The organism is Streptomyces sp. NPDC005925 (genome assembly GCF_040638805.1).
Taxonomy (GTDB): Bacteria; Actinomycetota; Actinomycetes; order Streptomycetales; family Streptomycetaceae; genus Streptomyces.
Genome location: NZ_JBEXVL010000018.1, coordinates 57,694 through 73,170, shown reverse-complemented (window position 1 = coordinate 73,170; position 15,477 = coordinate 57,694). Strand labels below are relative to the sequence as shown.

Sequence of the window (15,477 nt, the reverse complement as noted above, 5' to 3'; positions counted from 1 at the left end):
GACTATTCACTCCTGTTGAATCAGAAAATGGTGAAGAAGTCCCGCAGGAATTCCGATGGGGCGCGTCTGGACCGGGAGCACGAGCGGACCCCGCCTCGCCGCTCGGACGTTATCAAGCACCCTGCGGCGCCGGAACGTTCTTATAAGAAGCCTCAATAAGCCGACCGCCGGAAGCCGTCGGGCTTCCGGCGGAACGGCTCCTCGCGCGGACCTAGGTCGTGTCACCGCCGCGCGGCGCACGGCCGCCGCTGGCGTGCAGCGGGTCCCAGCCGGCGCCGCGCTCGGGAAGCAGCCGGCGCTCCCCCAGCACCGCGCCCGCGTGCACCTCCGGCAGGAGGGGGCGGTCGAGGATCTGCCCGGCACAGGCGATGCCGCTCACGGCGGCGCCGGTGATGCCACTGCCGTACCGGGTGCTCTGACCCACCACGTACAGGCCCTTCACACTCGTGCGGGTGTCCGGCCTGGCGCCCTTGCCGCCCCAGCTCGCGAGGCCGAACGGCGAGCCTCCCGTGGATCGGGTGTAGCGGCGCTGGGTGGCCGGTGTCGCCAGCTCCAGGTGCGTGATGTGCGCGCGGAAGGGGCCGAGCGCCCGCTCCGCCGTCGCCAGCATGGCCTCCGTGACCCTCTGCTTCTCCGCCAGGTACGCCGGGTCGCGCCGGTAGCCCTCGCCGTGCGGCGAGGCGGCGGCCGTGCCCCAGGCGTCCAGCGAGCGCGGGCACAGGGCCATCACCTGGAAGTTGGCGTGCCCCGGAGGGCGGATGGCCGCGGTGTCCGGGTCCTTGGACGACGCGAAGGAGATGAAGACCGACTCGGGGGCGTCGAAACGGCCCTCGGCCAGACCACGGAACGCCTCCTCGATGTCGGCGTTGCCGTGCCACCAGAGGTTCGCGCCGCTGCGGCCCGGCAGTTCCCGGTCCAGCCCGACGTACAGCACCACCAGGGGGTGGCCCATCACCGCGGTGCGGGCCCGCTTCACCACGGAGGGCGCCAGGTGCTCCTCTCCCACCAGTTCGAGCACGGTGCGCGGGTAGTCGGCGTTGGACACCACGATCGGCGCGTGCAGTTCCTCACCGGTGTCCAGCACCACCCCGCGCGTGCGGCCGTCCTCGACCAGGACGCGCTCCACGCGCTGCCGGGTCCGCACCGTGCCGCCGTGCCCGGTGACGGCCTCCGCCAGCGAGGCGGACAGCATCTGCCCCCCGCCGACGGGATACGCGGCGCCCCGCAGGTAGTGGTCCATGACGCTGGCGTGCATGCCGACCGTGGCTTCCCGGGGCCCGATGCCGTAGTTGAGGGCCTGGGCGGCCAGCACCGTGCGCGCCTCGGCGGACAGCCGGCAGTGCTCGAACAGGTCGTGCAGCGTGCGCCGTCCCCAGGCCATCGCCGTGGGGGTGCGCCGCAGGATCTCCGCCGGATCGACGCCGGCCGCGGACAGCAGTGTCCAGCGCATCTCCCCGCCGACCGACGAACACACCTCGACGAACTCCCGCAGCCCCTCCTTGTCCTGCGGGAGGACGCCGGTCAGGCGGTCCAGGTAGCGGTCCCAGCCGGTGGGCACGAGCATCCGCAGGCCCGGCAGAACGACCTCGTCGAACCCGTCGGGGTCCATGTCGCGGAAGACGACCCGGTCGTCCAGGGCGAGCCCGCGCAGGATCGCGGGGAGCACCCCGTCGGGTCCGCAGTCACCGATGTAGTGCACACCGGCGTCGAACTCGTAGGCCGAACGGCGGCGGAACACATGGCTGTTGCCGCCCAGCACGCCGGCCTGTTCGAGCACCAGCACCCGGTGACCGGTCACGGCCAGGTAGGCGGCACAGGTCATTCCGCCCATGCCGCTGCCCACCACGATCGCGTCCCAGTCGGCCGGACGCCGGTGCTCGTCGTTCATCGTTGCCTCTCGCCTGTCGTCTGTCGGGGCCCGGGGGCCGCGGCTCAGCCGCAGCCGCCGGCGTGGCCGGCGTCGCCCTGGACCGCGGCCATGTCGGGCAGGGCGGCCAGTTCGGCCTCGGAGGGACCGGTGGTGCCGCGCGGCACGCCCCGCAGAGCGGCGACGAACGCCTCGACGCGGTCCACGCCCCAGAACTTGTCGTGGCCGTGGATGAAGAACGGCACGCCGAACAGGCCGTCCTTCGCCGAGGCGGCGAGGATCTCCACGCCGCGGGCCCGCAGGTCCGCGTCGTCGACCGCGCCGGCGGCCCGGTCCGCGTCCAGGCCGAGGCCGGCGGCGATCTCGCCGATCACGGCCGGGTCGGAGATGTTCTTCGACTCCTGCCAGCGGGCCTGGTAGACCCGGTCGACGAACTCCCGGCCCTTGCCCGCGTCCTCGGCCAGGAGGTACGCCAGGTGGGACACCTCCCACACCGGTTCGCGGTCGATGGGCCAGGTGACGTCGAGTCCGCGGTCCTCTGCCAGCCGGCGGGCGTCCTGGAGGATGTAGAAGTTCTTCTCCCGTGCCATCGGCACCAGCGGCAGGGTCACCCCGGCCGATGCCAGCAGTTCCTCGGTCCGCGCGTCCGGCTCCCAGAACGGGATCCACTGCACGGCATCCAGCACGTCGGGGTGGTGCTTCATCAGGTCCCGGTAGGCGAACCAGGAGTAGGGGCTGCGCAGGGAGAAGTACCAGCGCGGCGGCTTCTTGGCCATGGCGGTGTGTCCTCGTGTGGTGGGGGCCGGTGTCAGATGGTGATGCCGCCGTCGATCTGGAAGACGCTGCCGGTGATGTAGCCGGCGCGCTCGGAGGCGAGGAAGGACACCAGGTCGGCGACCTCCTCGGCGGCACCGAAGCGTTTCAGGGGGATGGACTTCAGCATCTCGTCGCGGATCTTGTCGCCGAGGACCGAGGTCATGTCGGTCTCGATGAAGCCCGGGGCGACCACGTTGGACCGGATCCCGTAGCGGCCGATCTCCTTGGCCAGGGACTTGCCGAAGCCGATGATGCCGGCCTTGGTCGCGGCGTAGTTGGACTGCGTGGCGTGGCCGTAGACGCCCGCCACCGACGAGATCAGGACGAGCGAGCCGGAGCGGCGCTTCATCATCTCGAACACCACCGAGCGGCAGACGTTGTAGACGCCGTCGAGGTTGACGGAGCGCACCTCGCTCCACTGCTCGTCGGTCATCATCAGCAGCGGGTTGTCCCGGGTGATACCGGCCGCGGTGACGGCGACGTCCACCGTGCCGAGGGTCTCCTGCGTCTCCGCCACCCAGGCGCGCACCGAGTCGGCGTCTGCCACGTCGACCTTCCGGGCCAGCACCTGGACGCCGAGTTCGCCGAGTTCCTTCTCCAGGGAGATCGCGGCCTCGCCGTTGGACTGGTAGCAGAAGCTGATGTCGTGGCCCTCGGCCGCGAGCCGCTTCACCACGGCCCGGCCTATGCCCCGGGAGCCTCCGCTGACCAGGGCGACCCGCTTCGCGTCGTGTGTCATCGGACCCTCTTCCTTCCTCGCTCAGCCTGCGGACGGCAGCAGTTGCTCGGCGGGGCGGAACGCCATCACCATCCGCTCGACCGACATCACCACCTCGCCGTCGCACAGGGTCTCGCCCTCGAAAATGACGGTGTCGGACAGGGCGTGGAAGACCCGGGCCCGATGGTGGAGCACGTCGCCCGGCAGGACCGGCCGATGGAACGTGATCCCGGTGAGTCCGCCGAGCAGCATCACCTTGCCGGTCTCGCCGGCACTCTCCTCGTCCGGTGAGCGCCAGGTCGCCAGGATGCCCGCGGTCTGGCCCCACGACTCGATCAGCAGGGCCTGCGGGTACTCGAGTACGGTCGCGGCCGTGTGCGCGCCGGCCTTCCGGTAGCACTGCTCGTTGCGGGTGATCGCCTTGACCGCGGTGACGCTCTCTCCGGGCACCAGATCGAGCACCCGGTCCACGAGCAGCATGGGGAAACGGTGCGGAAGCAGCTCGTGCACGTCCTGAAGGGGTGTCACGCGGCGACCTCCCCGGACATGCGCAGCCGCACGGACGCGGCGTCGCCCCGCTCGGTGGAGGCCTTGGCCCGGCACCGCAGACCGCCGTCGTGGTCGCTCAGGCTCAGACGGACGGTGAGCAGGTCACCCGGGTAGACGGCACCGAGGAAGCGCGTCGACTCCACCGCGAGCAACCGCGGTTCGGGCATGCCGGAACGCTCGGCCACCGCGAGCACACTGCGCTGGACGCACTCGACGATGCAGACCCCGGGGAAGATCGGGAAGTCGGGGTAGTGGCCCGCGAAGACCGGCTCCGTCCTGTCGATCCCGATGGTGGTCACCGCGGTGAGGGCGCCGCCCTCACCGGAGCGCTCGACGGACACCACCTCGACCTCCGCGTCCACCGGAGAGGGCCGCAGGGCGCGGGAGACCGCGCCCACCGCCCCGGGGGGCGCGACCGTCATGCCGACACCGCCGACTTGCTCACCAGCAGCGCGTGCGCGTCGCGGAGCGTGCGCGCCGTACGCATCTCGTCCTCGCTGAACTTGACCCCGTACTTCTTCTCCAGCACCACGACCAGCTCCAGCAGGAGCAGCGAGTCGACCTCCAGGTCGTCCACGAAGTCGGTGGTCTCGCCGATGTCGGCCGGTTCGACGTCGATCACGTCGGCCAGCGTCCGGCGCAGTTCTTCCTTGTCCGGCTCGGCAAGGGGCTGTGTCGTCATCGCTACGTATGTCTCCGTTCGATTCGGTCCGGCTGGGATGTGCTCAACGCAGCCGCAGCAGTGCGCAGCCGGCCCCGCCGTCGCGCTCGACCGCGGTGATGACCGCGACGCGCCCGGCGACGTCCGTCCTGCGCTCGGCGAGCGCGAGCACGGAGGCGATCTGCAGGCTGACCGACGCGGCCGAGGCCTCCCCGAACAGCGCGGTGTTGGCGAGAGGTTCGAGGGCGTCGGCGCCGAACATCCCGGTCAGCACGGTGCGTTCCTGCTCGCCGAGGGTGTCGGCGGCCGAGCAGGGGCTCGCCACCCAGACCTCCGACGGGTCGACGCCGGCGCGGCCCATGGCACGGCGCAGGCAGGCCTCCAGCACCGTGGGCAGCGCGCCGTCACCGAAGACGCCGCTCTCCACGGCGAGCACCTCGGCCAGCACGTGCGGGTCGTCGACGTCCTCGGAGGGCTCCAGCAGGAGCATCCCGGCGCCCTCGCCGAGCAGCGCCGGGTTCTCCTCGGCGCCGCGGGTGTGCCATTCGAGCCAGGCGCGCTCGTTGGAGTACTCCTCCGCCGAGCCGCACAGCACCGCCTTCGCCCGGTCGGCCCCCAGGAGCCGGCGGGCGTAGTTCAGTGCCAGCAGACCGGCCAGGCGGCCCCCTGCGATGGTGGCGTTGGGGCCCTTGATCTGGTGCCAGATCGCGCACTGGCCGGCCGCGCAGTTCATCACCGTGTTCGGCATCTGCGCCGGGTCGACGAAGTACGGCTGGGCTCCGGTGAGGGAGTCCCGCGTGAAGTCCATCATGCTCTGCGCGCTGCCGGTGGTGGTGCCGAGCACGATGGCTCCGCGCTCGCCGGTGGCGACATGACGGTTGCGGTCGGCGTCGTCGAGCAGCGCACCGACGGCGCTCACCGCGAGGCCGGTGACCCGGTCCATGGACCGGGTGCCTTTGCGGCCCAGGGCCTCGCGCGGGCTGAAGCCGGGCACCAGCCTGGCCCGCTCGTCGGGCACCTGCCACTGCTCCGGGTCGATCGGGGCGGCCGTCTCGCCGCCTCCGTGCATGCCGTCGACGAGTGCCGAACGGCCGATCCCGAACGGGGACACTGCCGACCAGGCGGTGATCACCGGCCCGCGGACAGCGCTCACGGTGTCGCTGCTCATGACAACTACTCCTTCGGGTCGGGTCCGGTCAGTTGCCGGCGAGGTGCTTGCCGCTCAGCGCGGCCATGACCTCCTCGTCGAAGGTGCACAGGGACCAGTCCTTCTCCGGCGACTCCTTGGTGACGTAGCCGTGGGTGATGTGGCCGGTCGCGACCTGGACCAGACGGCCGTCACGGACGACGTGGCAGTCCATGCGGGCGGTGAAGAGGATGCCCTTGAAGATGTCCTCGATCGTGAAGACGGTGTACAGCTCGTCCTCGATGCGGACCTCCTCGGTGATCTCGAGGTCGCACTTGGTGACCACCGGGATCCAGTTCCGCTCGTCCAGCATGCGGTGGATGGCGATGCCCCGGTCCGCGACGAACAGGTGCAGCACCTCCTCCATCTGCCGCAGGAAGCCGGACATCTGCATGTGGCTCGTGAAGTGGCAGTAGAAGTAGGGCACCCGCCACTTCCAGCCGAAGGCGTTGTCGTCGCCGATGATCTCGGCCAGCACCGGGTCGCCGGAGCGGCTGGTGATGCCGCGCTGCTCGGACAGGTTGATGTTGTCCACCGGGACGGCGCTGATCTCCCGCGGCGTCGCGGTGCCCAGCCGGGGCACCACGAAGCGGCGCAGCCGCTCGGGCAGCGGCTTCACGTTCTCGACGTGGTCGATGGAGCGCAGGGCGACCTTGAAGGTGGTGGTGACCGCCTTGCGCGGGCCCTCCTCGCGCGGCACGGTCGCGGTGATCTTGAACTTCAGCCGGTCGTCGGTGTCCTTGGTGACCGGCACGACCTCGACCTCGACGGCGTCGTCCAGGGTGAGGACGGTGTGCAGCCGGGTGTTGACGGAGACCACGTCGAGGCCGACGCCGTGCTCCACGTAGAGGTTCGTGGCACCGAGGCCGGCGGCGCGGAAGTGCTCCAGCACGGCCGCCTCGATCAGGTAGTGCACGCACTTGAAGCCGATCGTCGTGCTGATGTTCCCGCCCTCGTAGGAGGGCCGCAGCGTGACGTTGCTGGTGACGTCGAAGAAGTCGCTGATGGACTGCTCGGTCGGCTCGGGCGTGGTGGTGACGGGTGACGTCATCGTGCTCAGGCTCCTTGGTGGTCGAGCGCTTGGTCGAGTGCGGCTGGTGCGGTTCGGCTGATGGAGCCGAGGAATTCGCCGAGCGCGGCGGCGAAGGCGTCCGCCTGCTCCACCATGGGGAAGTGCCCGGCGCCGGGTACGAACCGGCAGCGGGCGTCGGGGAGGTCGGCGGTGAGTGCCAGGCCCTCGTCGGGCGGGGCGATGAAGTCCTGTTCGCCGCCGATCACGAGTGCGGGCACGGTGAACAGGTCCGTGCGCAGCCAGGGGGTGCGCAAGTAGCTGCGGAAGAAGCTCATGTAGCCGTACGGGCCGACGCGTTCGCAGACCCGCTGCGCCATGTCGTGCCGGAGGGAGGCGTCGAGCCGCGGCCCGGCCATCACCCGGATGCCCTCGTCCATGGTGTGGCGGAAGTTGTCCAGGAGTTCCCCGACGATGCCGTACTCGAAGGTCTCCGGGGAACGCCGGTAGAACGGTGACGCGAACACCAGGGCGTCGATGCCGTAGCACCCGAACGGGTCCCCGCCCCGGGCGAGTTCGTCGCTGAGGAGTTCCATCAGGAGGACCGCGGAGAACGAGTGCGCCACGACGACGCCGGCGCCGCCGGGTACCTGCTTCAGCGCCTCGGCGACCGTGCGGGTGGCGTCCGGCTGGTAGGCCCAGTCGGGGGGGTGCGCACTGCCCCAGGGCAGGTCCGCGACCCAGAGGTCGAGGCCCGCGGCTCCGGCGGCGGCCAGCGGCTCCCAGACGGAGGGGCCGTTGGCCAGGCCGTGCAGCAGCAGCGCCCGGGGTCCGCCCGAGGGCCCCCGGTGGTGCACCACGCACGCGGGCCCGGTGACAGGGGCGCCGGGCGCGGACTGTTGACTCGTCACTCTGCGTCCCCTGGAGCACACAGCACGGCTCCGGCGATCCCGTCGTCGTCGCGGCCGGCCATGACGTGGACCGGGCCCCGGTCCCCCGCGTCGAAGCGGCCGACGGCCGCGGCGCTCTGGATCACGCCCAGCGCGCCGGAGAGCGTTCCCCAGGCGTCGGGCATCCCGTGCCGGGGGACGCCGGCGAGGAGGTGTGCGGAGATGTCCAGGTCACTGGCCGCCTCGGGCAGGTACCAGCCGGTCGGGGTGCCCGCACCGAACGCCTCCAGCCGGCGGACGCCGACCTCGACGGTGCCGGTGCGGGAGAAGCCGCCGAACCGGGCGCGGGCCCGCGTGCCGCGTTCGCGGGCGGTCTCCTCCCGCTCGAGGACCAGTGCGACCGCTCCGTCGACCATCCGGTCGGCGCCGACCAGCTTGCGCACCATCTCGTTGTCCGGCTCGACCCCGACGACCAGGATCTGCTCGGCCCGCCCGGCGCTCAGCATGCTCGCGGCCCAGCGCAGGGCGTCCAGGCCCGAGGCGTCACCGTTGCAGACGGTCAGGTTCGGCCCGCCCAGCTTGTACCGGATGGCGATCTCGGAGGCGATGATGTTGCTGGAGGCGTTGGGGCTGTCCATCGGGCTGGTGCCGCGGGTCGTCTCGGCCGCGATGGTGGTGACGACCCGGCAGATCGTGTCGACGTTGCCGTAGTTGGAGGCCACCACCACCCCGGTGCCGGTGCCGTCCGCGGTCGGGCCGTCCGCGTCGCGCAGGCCCGCGTCGCGCAGCGCGGCGAAGGCCGCGCACAGACCGAGTTGCGTCGCACGGTCCTTGTATTTCAGGCCGCGCTTGCCCAGCACGGCGGCCGGGTCCACCGGCTCCGCGGGCAGGGCCGGTCCGGTCACCAGGTCCGCCATGCCGGTCACACCCGGCAGGGCCGGTCCGACGCCGCTGATCACGACGGGCGCGAGCTCACTCATCGGGCCGCCTCCACTATCGCCACGGCGTTCAGTCCGCCGAATCCGAAACCGTTGACCTGCGCCAGGCGGACCTCGGCCCTGGTCGCGGTGGTGTGCACGAGCCGCATCGCGCTGACGTCCTCGGTGGGCTCGTCCAGTTCGGTGACCGGCGGGATCCGGCCGGAGGCCATCGCCATCAGCGCCGTGACCAGGCTCAGCACTCCGGCCGAACCCGCCGTGTGCCCGGTCATCGACTTGATCGCGGTCACCAGCGGCACCCCCTCGTGCTCGGCGAACACCTCGCGCATCGCCCGCACCTCGACCTCGTCGTTGAGGGGGGTGCCGGTGCCGTGCAGCATGACCAGGTCCACGTCGTCCGGCTTCACACCGGCGCGTGCGTGCGCGTCCCGGATCGCCGCCGCTATGCCGGCCTGGTCCGGTGCGGTGGTGTGGTGGGCGTCGCAGTTCACGCCGACCGACCGCACCCGGCCGTAGACCTTGCGCTCGCCCGGGTCGCGGCTCAGCACGATCGCGCCGGCGCCCTCGCCGAGGATGGTGCCCTTGCGCTGGGTGTCGAAGGGCCGCAGCCTGCCGGGCGGCTCCAGCTGGAAGGCGTCCGTCAGGCCGAACATGCTCTCGGTGATCGAGTCGGCGCCCGCCACGATCACGTGTTCCACGGCGCCGGACTCCAGTTGGTCGACCGCGAGCGCGAGGGCGTACAGCGACGCGGAACAGGCGTTGGAGAAGGTGTGGGTGTCCACCGCGCCGAAGCGTTCCCGCAGCGCCGTACCGAAGTGCATCCGCTCCGCCGCGAAGTCGGCGCCGTCCCGCCACCACAGCTCCAGCGACCGCAGCTCCCGCAGCCCGGTGCCGATCAGCACCGGTACGTCGCCGAGGTCCTCGCCCAGCCCGGCGTCGGCGGCCGCCTGACCGACGGCGTCGAGCAGGAACTCGGTGGCCCGGCCCGGGACATCGGCGCCCGGTGCCGTGCGGTTGTCGATCTCGAAGAGGTGGCCCGCCTTGAACTTCTCCTTGTCGAAGCCGCGGAGCGGGGCGAGGCCGCTGTGCCCGCCGCACAGGCTGTCGAAGACCTCCTCCGGGTCGCGGCCGATGCTCGCGAGTGCGCCGATTCCGACGATGGGCCAGCTCATAGGGCCTGCTCCTCGTACTTGGCAAGAATCACGACGGCGTTGTTGCCGCCGAAGGCCATCCCGTTGTTCTGCACGATGCGCAGCTGGGCCTCGACCGCCTCGTTCGGCACGCAGTCGACCTCGCACTCGGGGTCGGTCTCACGGTGGTTGATGGTCGGCGGCACGAAGTCGTTGGTGATGGCCAGTGCGCAGGCGATGGCCGCCAGTGCGCTGGCGGCACCCATGGAGTGGCCGAGCATCGACTTCAGCGAGACGGTCCGAGGCGGCTGGGCCCCGTAGACGTCGCGCACCGCGCGGGTCTCCGTGACGTCGTTGGCCCTGGTACCGGTGCCGTGCGCGGAGACCAGGTCGACCTCCGACGGCTTCACCCCGGCGTTGGACAGGGCGAGTTCCATACAGCGGGCGATGCTGTCCTGGTTGGGCGCGACCGGGTGGGCCGCGTCGCAGTTGAGCCCGTAGCCGAGGATCTCGGCGTAGATGGTGGCGCCGCGGCGCAGGGCGGACTCCAGGGTCTCCAGGACCAGTACGCCCGCGCCCTCACCGGTCAGGATGCCCTTGCGGTCCTTGTCGAACGGGCGGCAGCAGTCCGGTGCGATGGTGCCGAGCCGGTAGAACCCGGCGAAGGTCTTGCGGCACATCGCGTCCGCGCCGCCGCAGAGGGCGAACTCGACCTCGCCGTTGCGCACCGCGTCGAAGCCGTAGCCGATGGCGTAGTTGCCGGCGGCGCAGGCCGTCGGAATGGTCACCGCCTCGACGTCGTGCAGCCGCAGTTCGTGGGCCACGGCCGTGGCAAGCCGGCTGGGCGCCACCCGCCGGGCCACGACGGGGTCCATCTTCTCGGGTCCGTGGTGGATTTCGGTCTCGACCAGCCGGTCGAGGTCGTGCGACTCCCCATCGGTGGTGCCGATGGAGATCAGGCCGCGGCGCTCGCGCAGCCACTCCTCGTCCAGACCGGCGTGGTCGATGGCCATCCTGGCCGCGGCCACCGAGAAGCGGGTGGCCGGGCCGAGTTCGTCGACCTCCAGGTTGCGGATCCAGCGGGTCGGTTCGAAACCGACCACTTCGCACCCGTTGGCGTGGGCGAAGCCCTCGGTGTCGAAGCGGGTGATCGGCTTCGCTCCGCTGCGCCCGGACCGCAGCCCGTCGGCGAACTCGGCCGCGCCCACACCGATGCTGGAGAAGACTCCGAAGCCAGTCAGGACCACACGGTGCGCCGGTGGTGCCGACCTGTTACTGGTTGCAGTTGCACGCATGGTCTCTCCGTCCGGATTCATCGGTGTCGTGGCCGTACCGCTCGCTGCGGCTACTTCTTCTCCGCGGCCTCCGCCACGACCTCTTCGACGCCCTTGAGGTTGACCATGCGGCCCAGCTCGGCCTGGTCGATGACGACACCGAACTGCTTCTCCAGCGAGGCGAGGATCTCGATCGCGCGCAGCGAGTCCGCGCCGTGGTCCTCCTTGAACAGGCTGGTCTCGGTGACCTCGTCCTCCTCGAGCTCGAGGATGTCGCAGACGATTTCCTTGATCATCGTGGTCCGGTTCTCGGCAGAAGTCGTCATGACGCTCCCTATTTCCTCCGTGAGGGCGACGCCGATCCGAACGAGCGGCGCACCAATGGACAAGGACCATCACCAAAGGGGTCGCGAGCATTACCGACGCCCCGGTGATTTCCTTTTTGAATTCGACGCTCCCGCGCCTCGGCGAGGGTAGCCAGCTCGAACGGGCGTCCACCAGGCCGGTACCAAGAATTCGAACCAGCGCCAGAAGTCGTGCCGGCGTCATCGAGCCATGCCGTCTCGGGCAAGAGGAATCACTGTGGCCGCATGATGACAACCCCGGAACGCGAATTTTGCAGCAACCTGCCACTCGATTCCGGACGTGCATCGAAGTTTCCACATCGGCGCTGACGTCCGCCGCCCACGGTGCCAGGCTGTCCGCGTTGACGTGCCCCGCCGGCGGTGCGGACACCCTCCGGACGATGGCAAAGGAGAGCTTGGATGGCAGCCAGCGGAGCGCTTCCGAAGTACTGGATGTTCAGCGACGAGTACACCCAGAATCCGTACGAGGCCTTCTCCGTGCTGCGCGCCGAGGAGCCCGTGACCCTGGTGGAGACGCCGGACGGAGCGAGGGCCTGGCTGGTCACCCGGTACGAGGACGTCCGCAGCGCCCTCGCCGATCCCCGGCTCAGCCGGGACATCGAGAAGCTGTACGAGGCGCTCGGCCGTCAGATCGGCAAGGAGCTGAAGGCCACCGACGAGATCACCAACCACCTGGCCAACTCGGACCGGCCCCGGCACACCCGGCTGCGCAAGGCGCTGGTGTTCGCCTTCACCCCCAGGCGGGTCGCCGACATGCGCCCCGGCCTGGAGAAGGCGGTCGACGAACTCCTCGACGACCTGGCCGTGCAGAAGCAGCCGGACCTGCTCGTCGGCCTCACCGAACCGCTGCCGATCATCGCGATCGCCCAGCTGCTGGGCGTGCCGCCGTCGGACTGGCGGCAGTTCCAGATCTGGTCCAGGACGATGCACACCGTGGACGCGACCGACCCGACCGGCATCCTGGCGCAGCACACCAGGGAACTCTCCGACTACATGGCCGGCCTGATCGCCGAGAAGACGCGGCACCCGTCCGACGACCTGATCTCGGCGATGGTGCACGCCGAGGGCGACAAACTGCTGTCCCCCAAGGAGATCCTCTCCACCGCCTTCGCCCTGATGACCGGTGGCAACGAAACCACGACGGCGCTGATGACGGGGTGCTTCGCCGCACTGCTGACCCACCCCGAGCAGGCCGCCCGGGTACGGGCGGACCTCGACCTGCTCCCCCGGGTGGTCGACGAGCTGATCCGCTTCTCCAGCCCCATGCTGTACAGCCTCCAGCGGCTGACCCTGGAGGACGTGGAGATCGGCGGCACCACCATCCCGGCGGGCGAGATCGTCATGATCTCCCCCGCCAGTGCGAACCACGACCCGGAGGCCTTCGCGGACCGGCCGGAGGAGCTGGACATCGACCGGCCCAAGCCGGCCCACCTCACCTTCGGCCACGGCATCCACAACTGCATCGGCAGCCATCTGGCGCGGGCGCAGGCGGAGATCGGGATACGGCGCGTCTTCGAACGCTTCCCCGACATCCGCCTCGCGGTGCGCCCGTCCGAGCTGCGCTACCAGCCCACCTTGCTCGCGAGGGCGCCGATGGCGCTGCCCGTCAGGCTCTGAAGCACGGCGGGCCCGCGCCCCTCGCACCACGACCCCCGCGGAAATGACGTAGAGGAACCGCCGACGGCGGAGACTCACCGGCCCCTTCCCTGGACGCCACCCCGTCCAGGCGGAATCCAAGGATGGAGAAGCACATGAGCACCAACCCCTTCGAGGACAAGGACGCCAGCTACTACGTGCTGGTCAACGAGGAGGGTCAGCACTCGCTGTGGCCGGTCTTCGCCGAGGTACCGGCGGGCTGGACCATCGCACACGGCCAGGCGAGCCGGGAGGCGTGCCTGGAATACGTGAACGAGCACTGGACCGACATGCGGCCCCTGAGCCTGGTGCGGGAGATGGAGGCGGCCGGCAGTTAGCCGTTGGCGGTGGCGCCGGTCCGTGCGGGGGAGGTTCACCTCCGGTCGCACGGACCGGCGCCGCCGTGTGTGCGGGCCCGCGCGCCCGGGGCCCGTACGGCGAGGCGTAGTCAGCGCGACTGCGCGCGGAAGACCGCGTACAGCAGGCGCAGTCCCACCAGGGCGCTGATGACCAGCAGGTTGTAGCCGAACACCTGGTAGAGCGTGATGTCGGAACTGACCCGCGGCCCGTTGGTGGTGCCGAGCAGCATCACCGACATGACGCCACTCGTGGCCCCGACGCACACGAGCGCGATCAGGTGCACGATGTCGTAGATCATCCGCCGGTCCCGTTCATCCGCCATCAGCCGCACGTTGACCGACAGCCGGCCCCGCTCGACGGCGGTCACGATCCGGTCGACGCGCCGGGGCAGACGGCGGATCATCGGCACCAGCGCCATCAGTTCCCCGGTCAGGTCCACTCCGCCCTGCGGGAGGCCGAACTGCCCGGTGGCCTTCGCCGCCATGATGGACCGGGCCCCGTCGACGAGACTGAAGCCCGGCGCGATGAGCCCCAGCGTGCCCTCCAGTGTCGCCAGGGCCCTGAACACCGCCGCGATCTCGGGCAGTACCGCGAGCCCGTGTGCGCTGATCATCGCGAAGAGGTCCGAGAACATCTCCGCGCCGGCGCTGGACCCCGCCGTGGTGCAGTGCTTGGCGATGAGCTGACCCACCGAGCGCTCCAGACGGACCTCGTCGATCTCGTCCGTCCGCACGACCATCTCCAGCAGGCCGTCGCACGCCCCGGCGGCGTCACCGCGGTCGATGGCCAGCAGCAGGTGCTGCAGTCCGGCACGCAGCGAGGCGTCCAGCCTGCCCACCGAGCCGAAGTCCAGCAGGCCCAGCCGGCAGTCGCGGAGCAGCAGCACGTTGCCCGGGTGCGGATCGGCGTGAAAGACGCCACCCTCCGTGATCTGGCCCAGCACACTGGCGAGCAGGCCGCGGGCCATGGTGGTCCGGTCGTCCGCCGTGCAGTCGTCGAGAAGCCGGGAGGCCGAGCCCAGGGGCGTACCGGGCATACGCTCCATCACCAGCACGCGTCGGGTGCACAACTCCTCGTGGACGGACGGCAGCAGCACGGTGTCCGAGGTCGCGTCCCCGGCGGCGGCGACCGTGGCGATGTTCCGTGCCTCGATACGGAAGTCCAGTTCGTCGCGGAGGGCGACCGCGTAGCTGCGGACCAGTTCCAGCACGCCCAGGCGGCGGGCCCAGTCGGCACGGCGTTCCAGCGCGGCGGCCACCCGGGCGATGATGTCCAGGTCGCGTTCGAGCAGGGGCAGAATGCCGGGCCGCTGCACCTTGACGACGACCTCGACCGTCTCACCGCTGTCGGTGCGCAGCGTGGCGCCGTGTACCTGGGCGATGGAGGCCGCGCCCAGCGGGACCGGGTCCACCGCGACGACGTCCCAGGCGGCCGCGGCGAGTTCGGCCCGCAGCAACGCCTCCACCTCGTGGCTCTCCGCGGGCGCGACCTGGCTCTGCAGAAGGCTGAGTTCCGTGATGAAAGCGGGCGACAGCAGGTCCGGGCGGGTGGACAGCAGTTGTCCGAGTTTCACGAACACCACACCGCCTTCCTCGAGCGCGTGCCGCAGCGAGCGGGCGAGCCGTACATCGCGCTCGACGCCTCCGGGATGCTGGACACGCCCGCCGTTGAGGTACGGGCCCAGGCCGTGGCGGACGGCGATGTGCGTGATCTGCCCGTAGCGGCGGCCTCGTTCCAGCCGGCGGCTCAGCGCTCCGCCCCACCCCAGTACGCCCCACCCCTTTCCGGAGGGCCGCACCAGCTCGGCGACGAAAACCGTCACCAGCGTGGCGATCAGGGCGACGCCCGCGATGGGTATGCCGAGCGCCAGGGCCTGCCCGCCGGTACGCATCTCCGGGAGGGCGGTGAAGGCGACCCTCACGGCGACCATCCAGCCGACCGCGGCGCCGAGCAGCGCCCTGGGCGTGCGCACCCGGACCCCGAGCACCCGGCGGGCGCCGCCCACCAGCGGCCAGATGATCAGGAGCCAGAGCGGGAGGCTGAGCAGGAAGATCAGAAAACTCATCCGCGTACCCCGCC

16 protein-coding genes are annotated in these 15,477 nt (G+C 70.8%); 2 read left to right on the top strand and 14 right to left on the bottom strand.

What is annotated here, in order from left to right; genetic code table 11:
• Positions 1–211 precede the first annotated feature (211 nt).
• Genes ABZ354_RS20575 through ABZ354_RS20515 form a run of 13 tightly spaced genes read right to left on the bottom strand, consistent with a single transcriptional unit; the run spans position 212 to position 11,364 of the window.
• On the bottom strand, positions 212–1,888 hold the full coding sequence (locus ABZ354_RS20575; protein ID WP_358658679.1) for an NAD(P)/FAD-dependent oxidoreductase: 1,677 nt from the start codon (positions 1,886–1,888) through the stop codon (positions 212–214).
• A 44-nt stretch (positions 1,889–1,932) separates the two neighbouring features.
• A complete protein-coding gene (locus ABZ354_RS20570) occupies positions 1,933–2,643 on the bottom strand; it encodes a DsbA family protein (protein WP_358658678.1) in 711 nt (236 codons plus the stop codon).
• A 32-nt stretch (positions 2,644–2,675) separates the two neighbouring features.
• Positions 2,676–3,422, bottom strand: a complete 747-nt coding sequence (gene fabG, locus ABZ354_RS20565) for a 3-oxoacyl-[acyl-carrier-protein] reductase (protein WP_358658676.1) — start codon at positions 3,420–3,422, stop codon at positions 2,676–2,678.
• A 21-nt stretch (positions 3,423–3,443) separates the two neighbouring features.
• Positions 3,444–3,929, bottom strand: coding sequence for a beta-hydroxyacyl-ACP dehydratase (locus ABZ354_RS20560; RefSeq protein WP_358658674.1), 486 nt, complete (start codon positions 3,927–3,929; stop codon positions 3,444–3,446).
• Entirely contained in the window at positions 3,926–4,372 is a 447-nt protein-coding gene (locus tag ABZ354_RS20555) for a hypothetical protein (RefSeq protein ID WP_358658672.1), read from the bottom strand. The genes ABZ354_RS20560 and ABZ354_RS20555 overlap by 4 nt, the downstream gene beginning before the upstream one ends.
• Positions 4,369–4,632 (bottom strand): phosphopantetheine-binding protein, encoded by a 264-nt coding sequence (locus tag ABZ354_RS20550; protein WP_358658671.1) that lies wholly within the window; start codon positions 4,630–4,632, stop codon positions 4,369–4,371. Before ABZ354_RS20550 ends, ABZ354_RS20555 begins: the two co-directional genes overlap by 4 nt.
• Positions 4,633–4,675: 43 nt before the next feature.
• Positions 4,676–5,779: a beta-ketoacyl synthase N-terminal-like domain-containing protein gene (locus ABZ354_RS20545; protein ID WP_358658669.1), complete on the bottom strand. Its 1,104-nt coding sequence runs from the start codon at positions 5,777–5,779 to the stop codon at positions 4,676–4,678.
• Positions 5,780–5,807: 28 nt separating this feature from the next.
• Positions 5,808–6,848 (bottom strand): thioesterase family protein, encoded by a 1,041-nt coding sequence (locus ABZ354_RS20540; RefSeq protein WP_358658667.1) that lies wholly within the window; start codon positions 6,846–6,848, stop codon positions 5,808–5,810.
• A gap of 5 nt (positions 6,849–6,853) precedes the next feature.
• On the bottom strand, positions 6,854–7,717 hold the full coding sequence (locus ABZ354_RS20535) for an alpha/beta hydrolase (protein WP_358658665.1): 864 nt from the start codon (positions 7,715–7,717) through the stop codon (positions 6,854–6,856).
• Positions 7,714–8,676, bottom strand: a complete 963-nt coding sequence (locus ABZ354_RS20530) for a beta-ketoacyl synthase N-terminal-like domain-containing protein (protein ID WP_358658663.1) — start codon at positions 8,674–8,676, stop codon at positions 7,714–7,716. Before ABZ354_RS20530 ends, ABZ354_RS20535 begins: the two co-directional genes overlap by 4 nt.
• Entirely contained in the window at positions 8,673–9,806 is a 1,134-nt protein-coding gene (locus ABZ354_RS20525; protein WP_358658661.1) for a beta-ketoacyl synthase N-terminal-like domain-containing protein, read from the bottom strand. The genes ABZ354_RS20530 and ABZ354_RS20525 overlap by 4 nt, the downstream gene beginning before the upstream one ends.
• Entirely contained in the window at positions 9,803–11,059 is a 1,257-nt protein-coding gene (locus ABZ354_RS20520) for a beta-ketoacyl-[acyl-carrier-protein] synthase family protein (RefSeq protein WP_358658659.1), read from the bottom strand. Before ABZ354_RS20520 ends, ABZ354_RS20525 begins: the two co-directional genes overlap by 4 nt.
• A 50-nt stretch (positions 11,060–11,109) precedes the next feature.
• Positions 11,110–11,364 (bottom strand): acyl carrier protein, encoded by a 255-nt coding sequence (locus tag ABZ354_RS20515; RefSeq protein WP_358658657.1) that lies wholly within the window; start codon positions 11,362–11,364, stop codon positions 11,110–11,112.
• A gap of 438 nt (positions 11,365–11,802) precedes the next feature.
• Between ABZ354_RS20515 and ABZ354_RS20510 the strand changes: the two genes are divergently transcribed.
• The gene (locus ABZ354_RS20510) at positions 11,803–13,020 is read left to right on the top strand and encodes a cytochrome P450 (RefSeq protein ID WP_358658655.1); all 1,218 of its coding nucleotides are present in this window, start codon (positions 11,803–11,805) and stop codon (positions 13,018–13,020) included.
• Positions 13,021–13,154: 134 nt separating this feature from the next.
• Complete coding sequence (locus tag ABZ354_RS20505) at positions 13,155–13,376, top strand: MbtH family protein (protein ID WP_358658653.1); 222 nt, start codon at positions 13,155–13,157, stop codon at positions 13,374–13,376.
• Positions 13,377–13,486: 110 nt separating this feature from the next.
• Here ABZ354_RS20505 and ABZ354_RS20500 read toward each other — a convergent pair whose 3' ends face one another.
• Positions 13,487–15,463, bottom strand: a complete 1,977-nt coding sequence (locus tag ABZ354_RS20500; RefSeq protein WP_358658651.1) for an AarF/UbiB family protein — start codon at positions 15,461–15,463, stop codon at positions 13,487–13,489.
• Between the last annotated feature and the right edge of the window lie 14 nt (positions 15,464–15,477).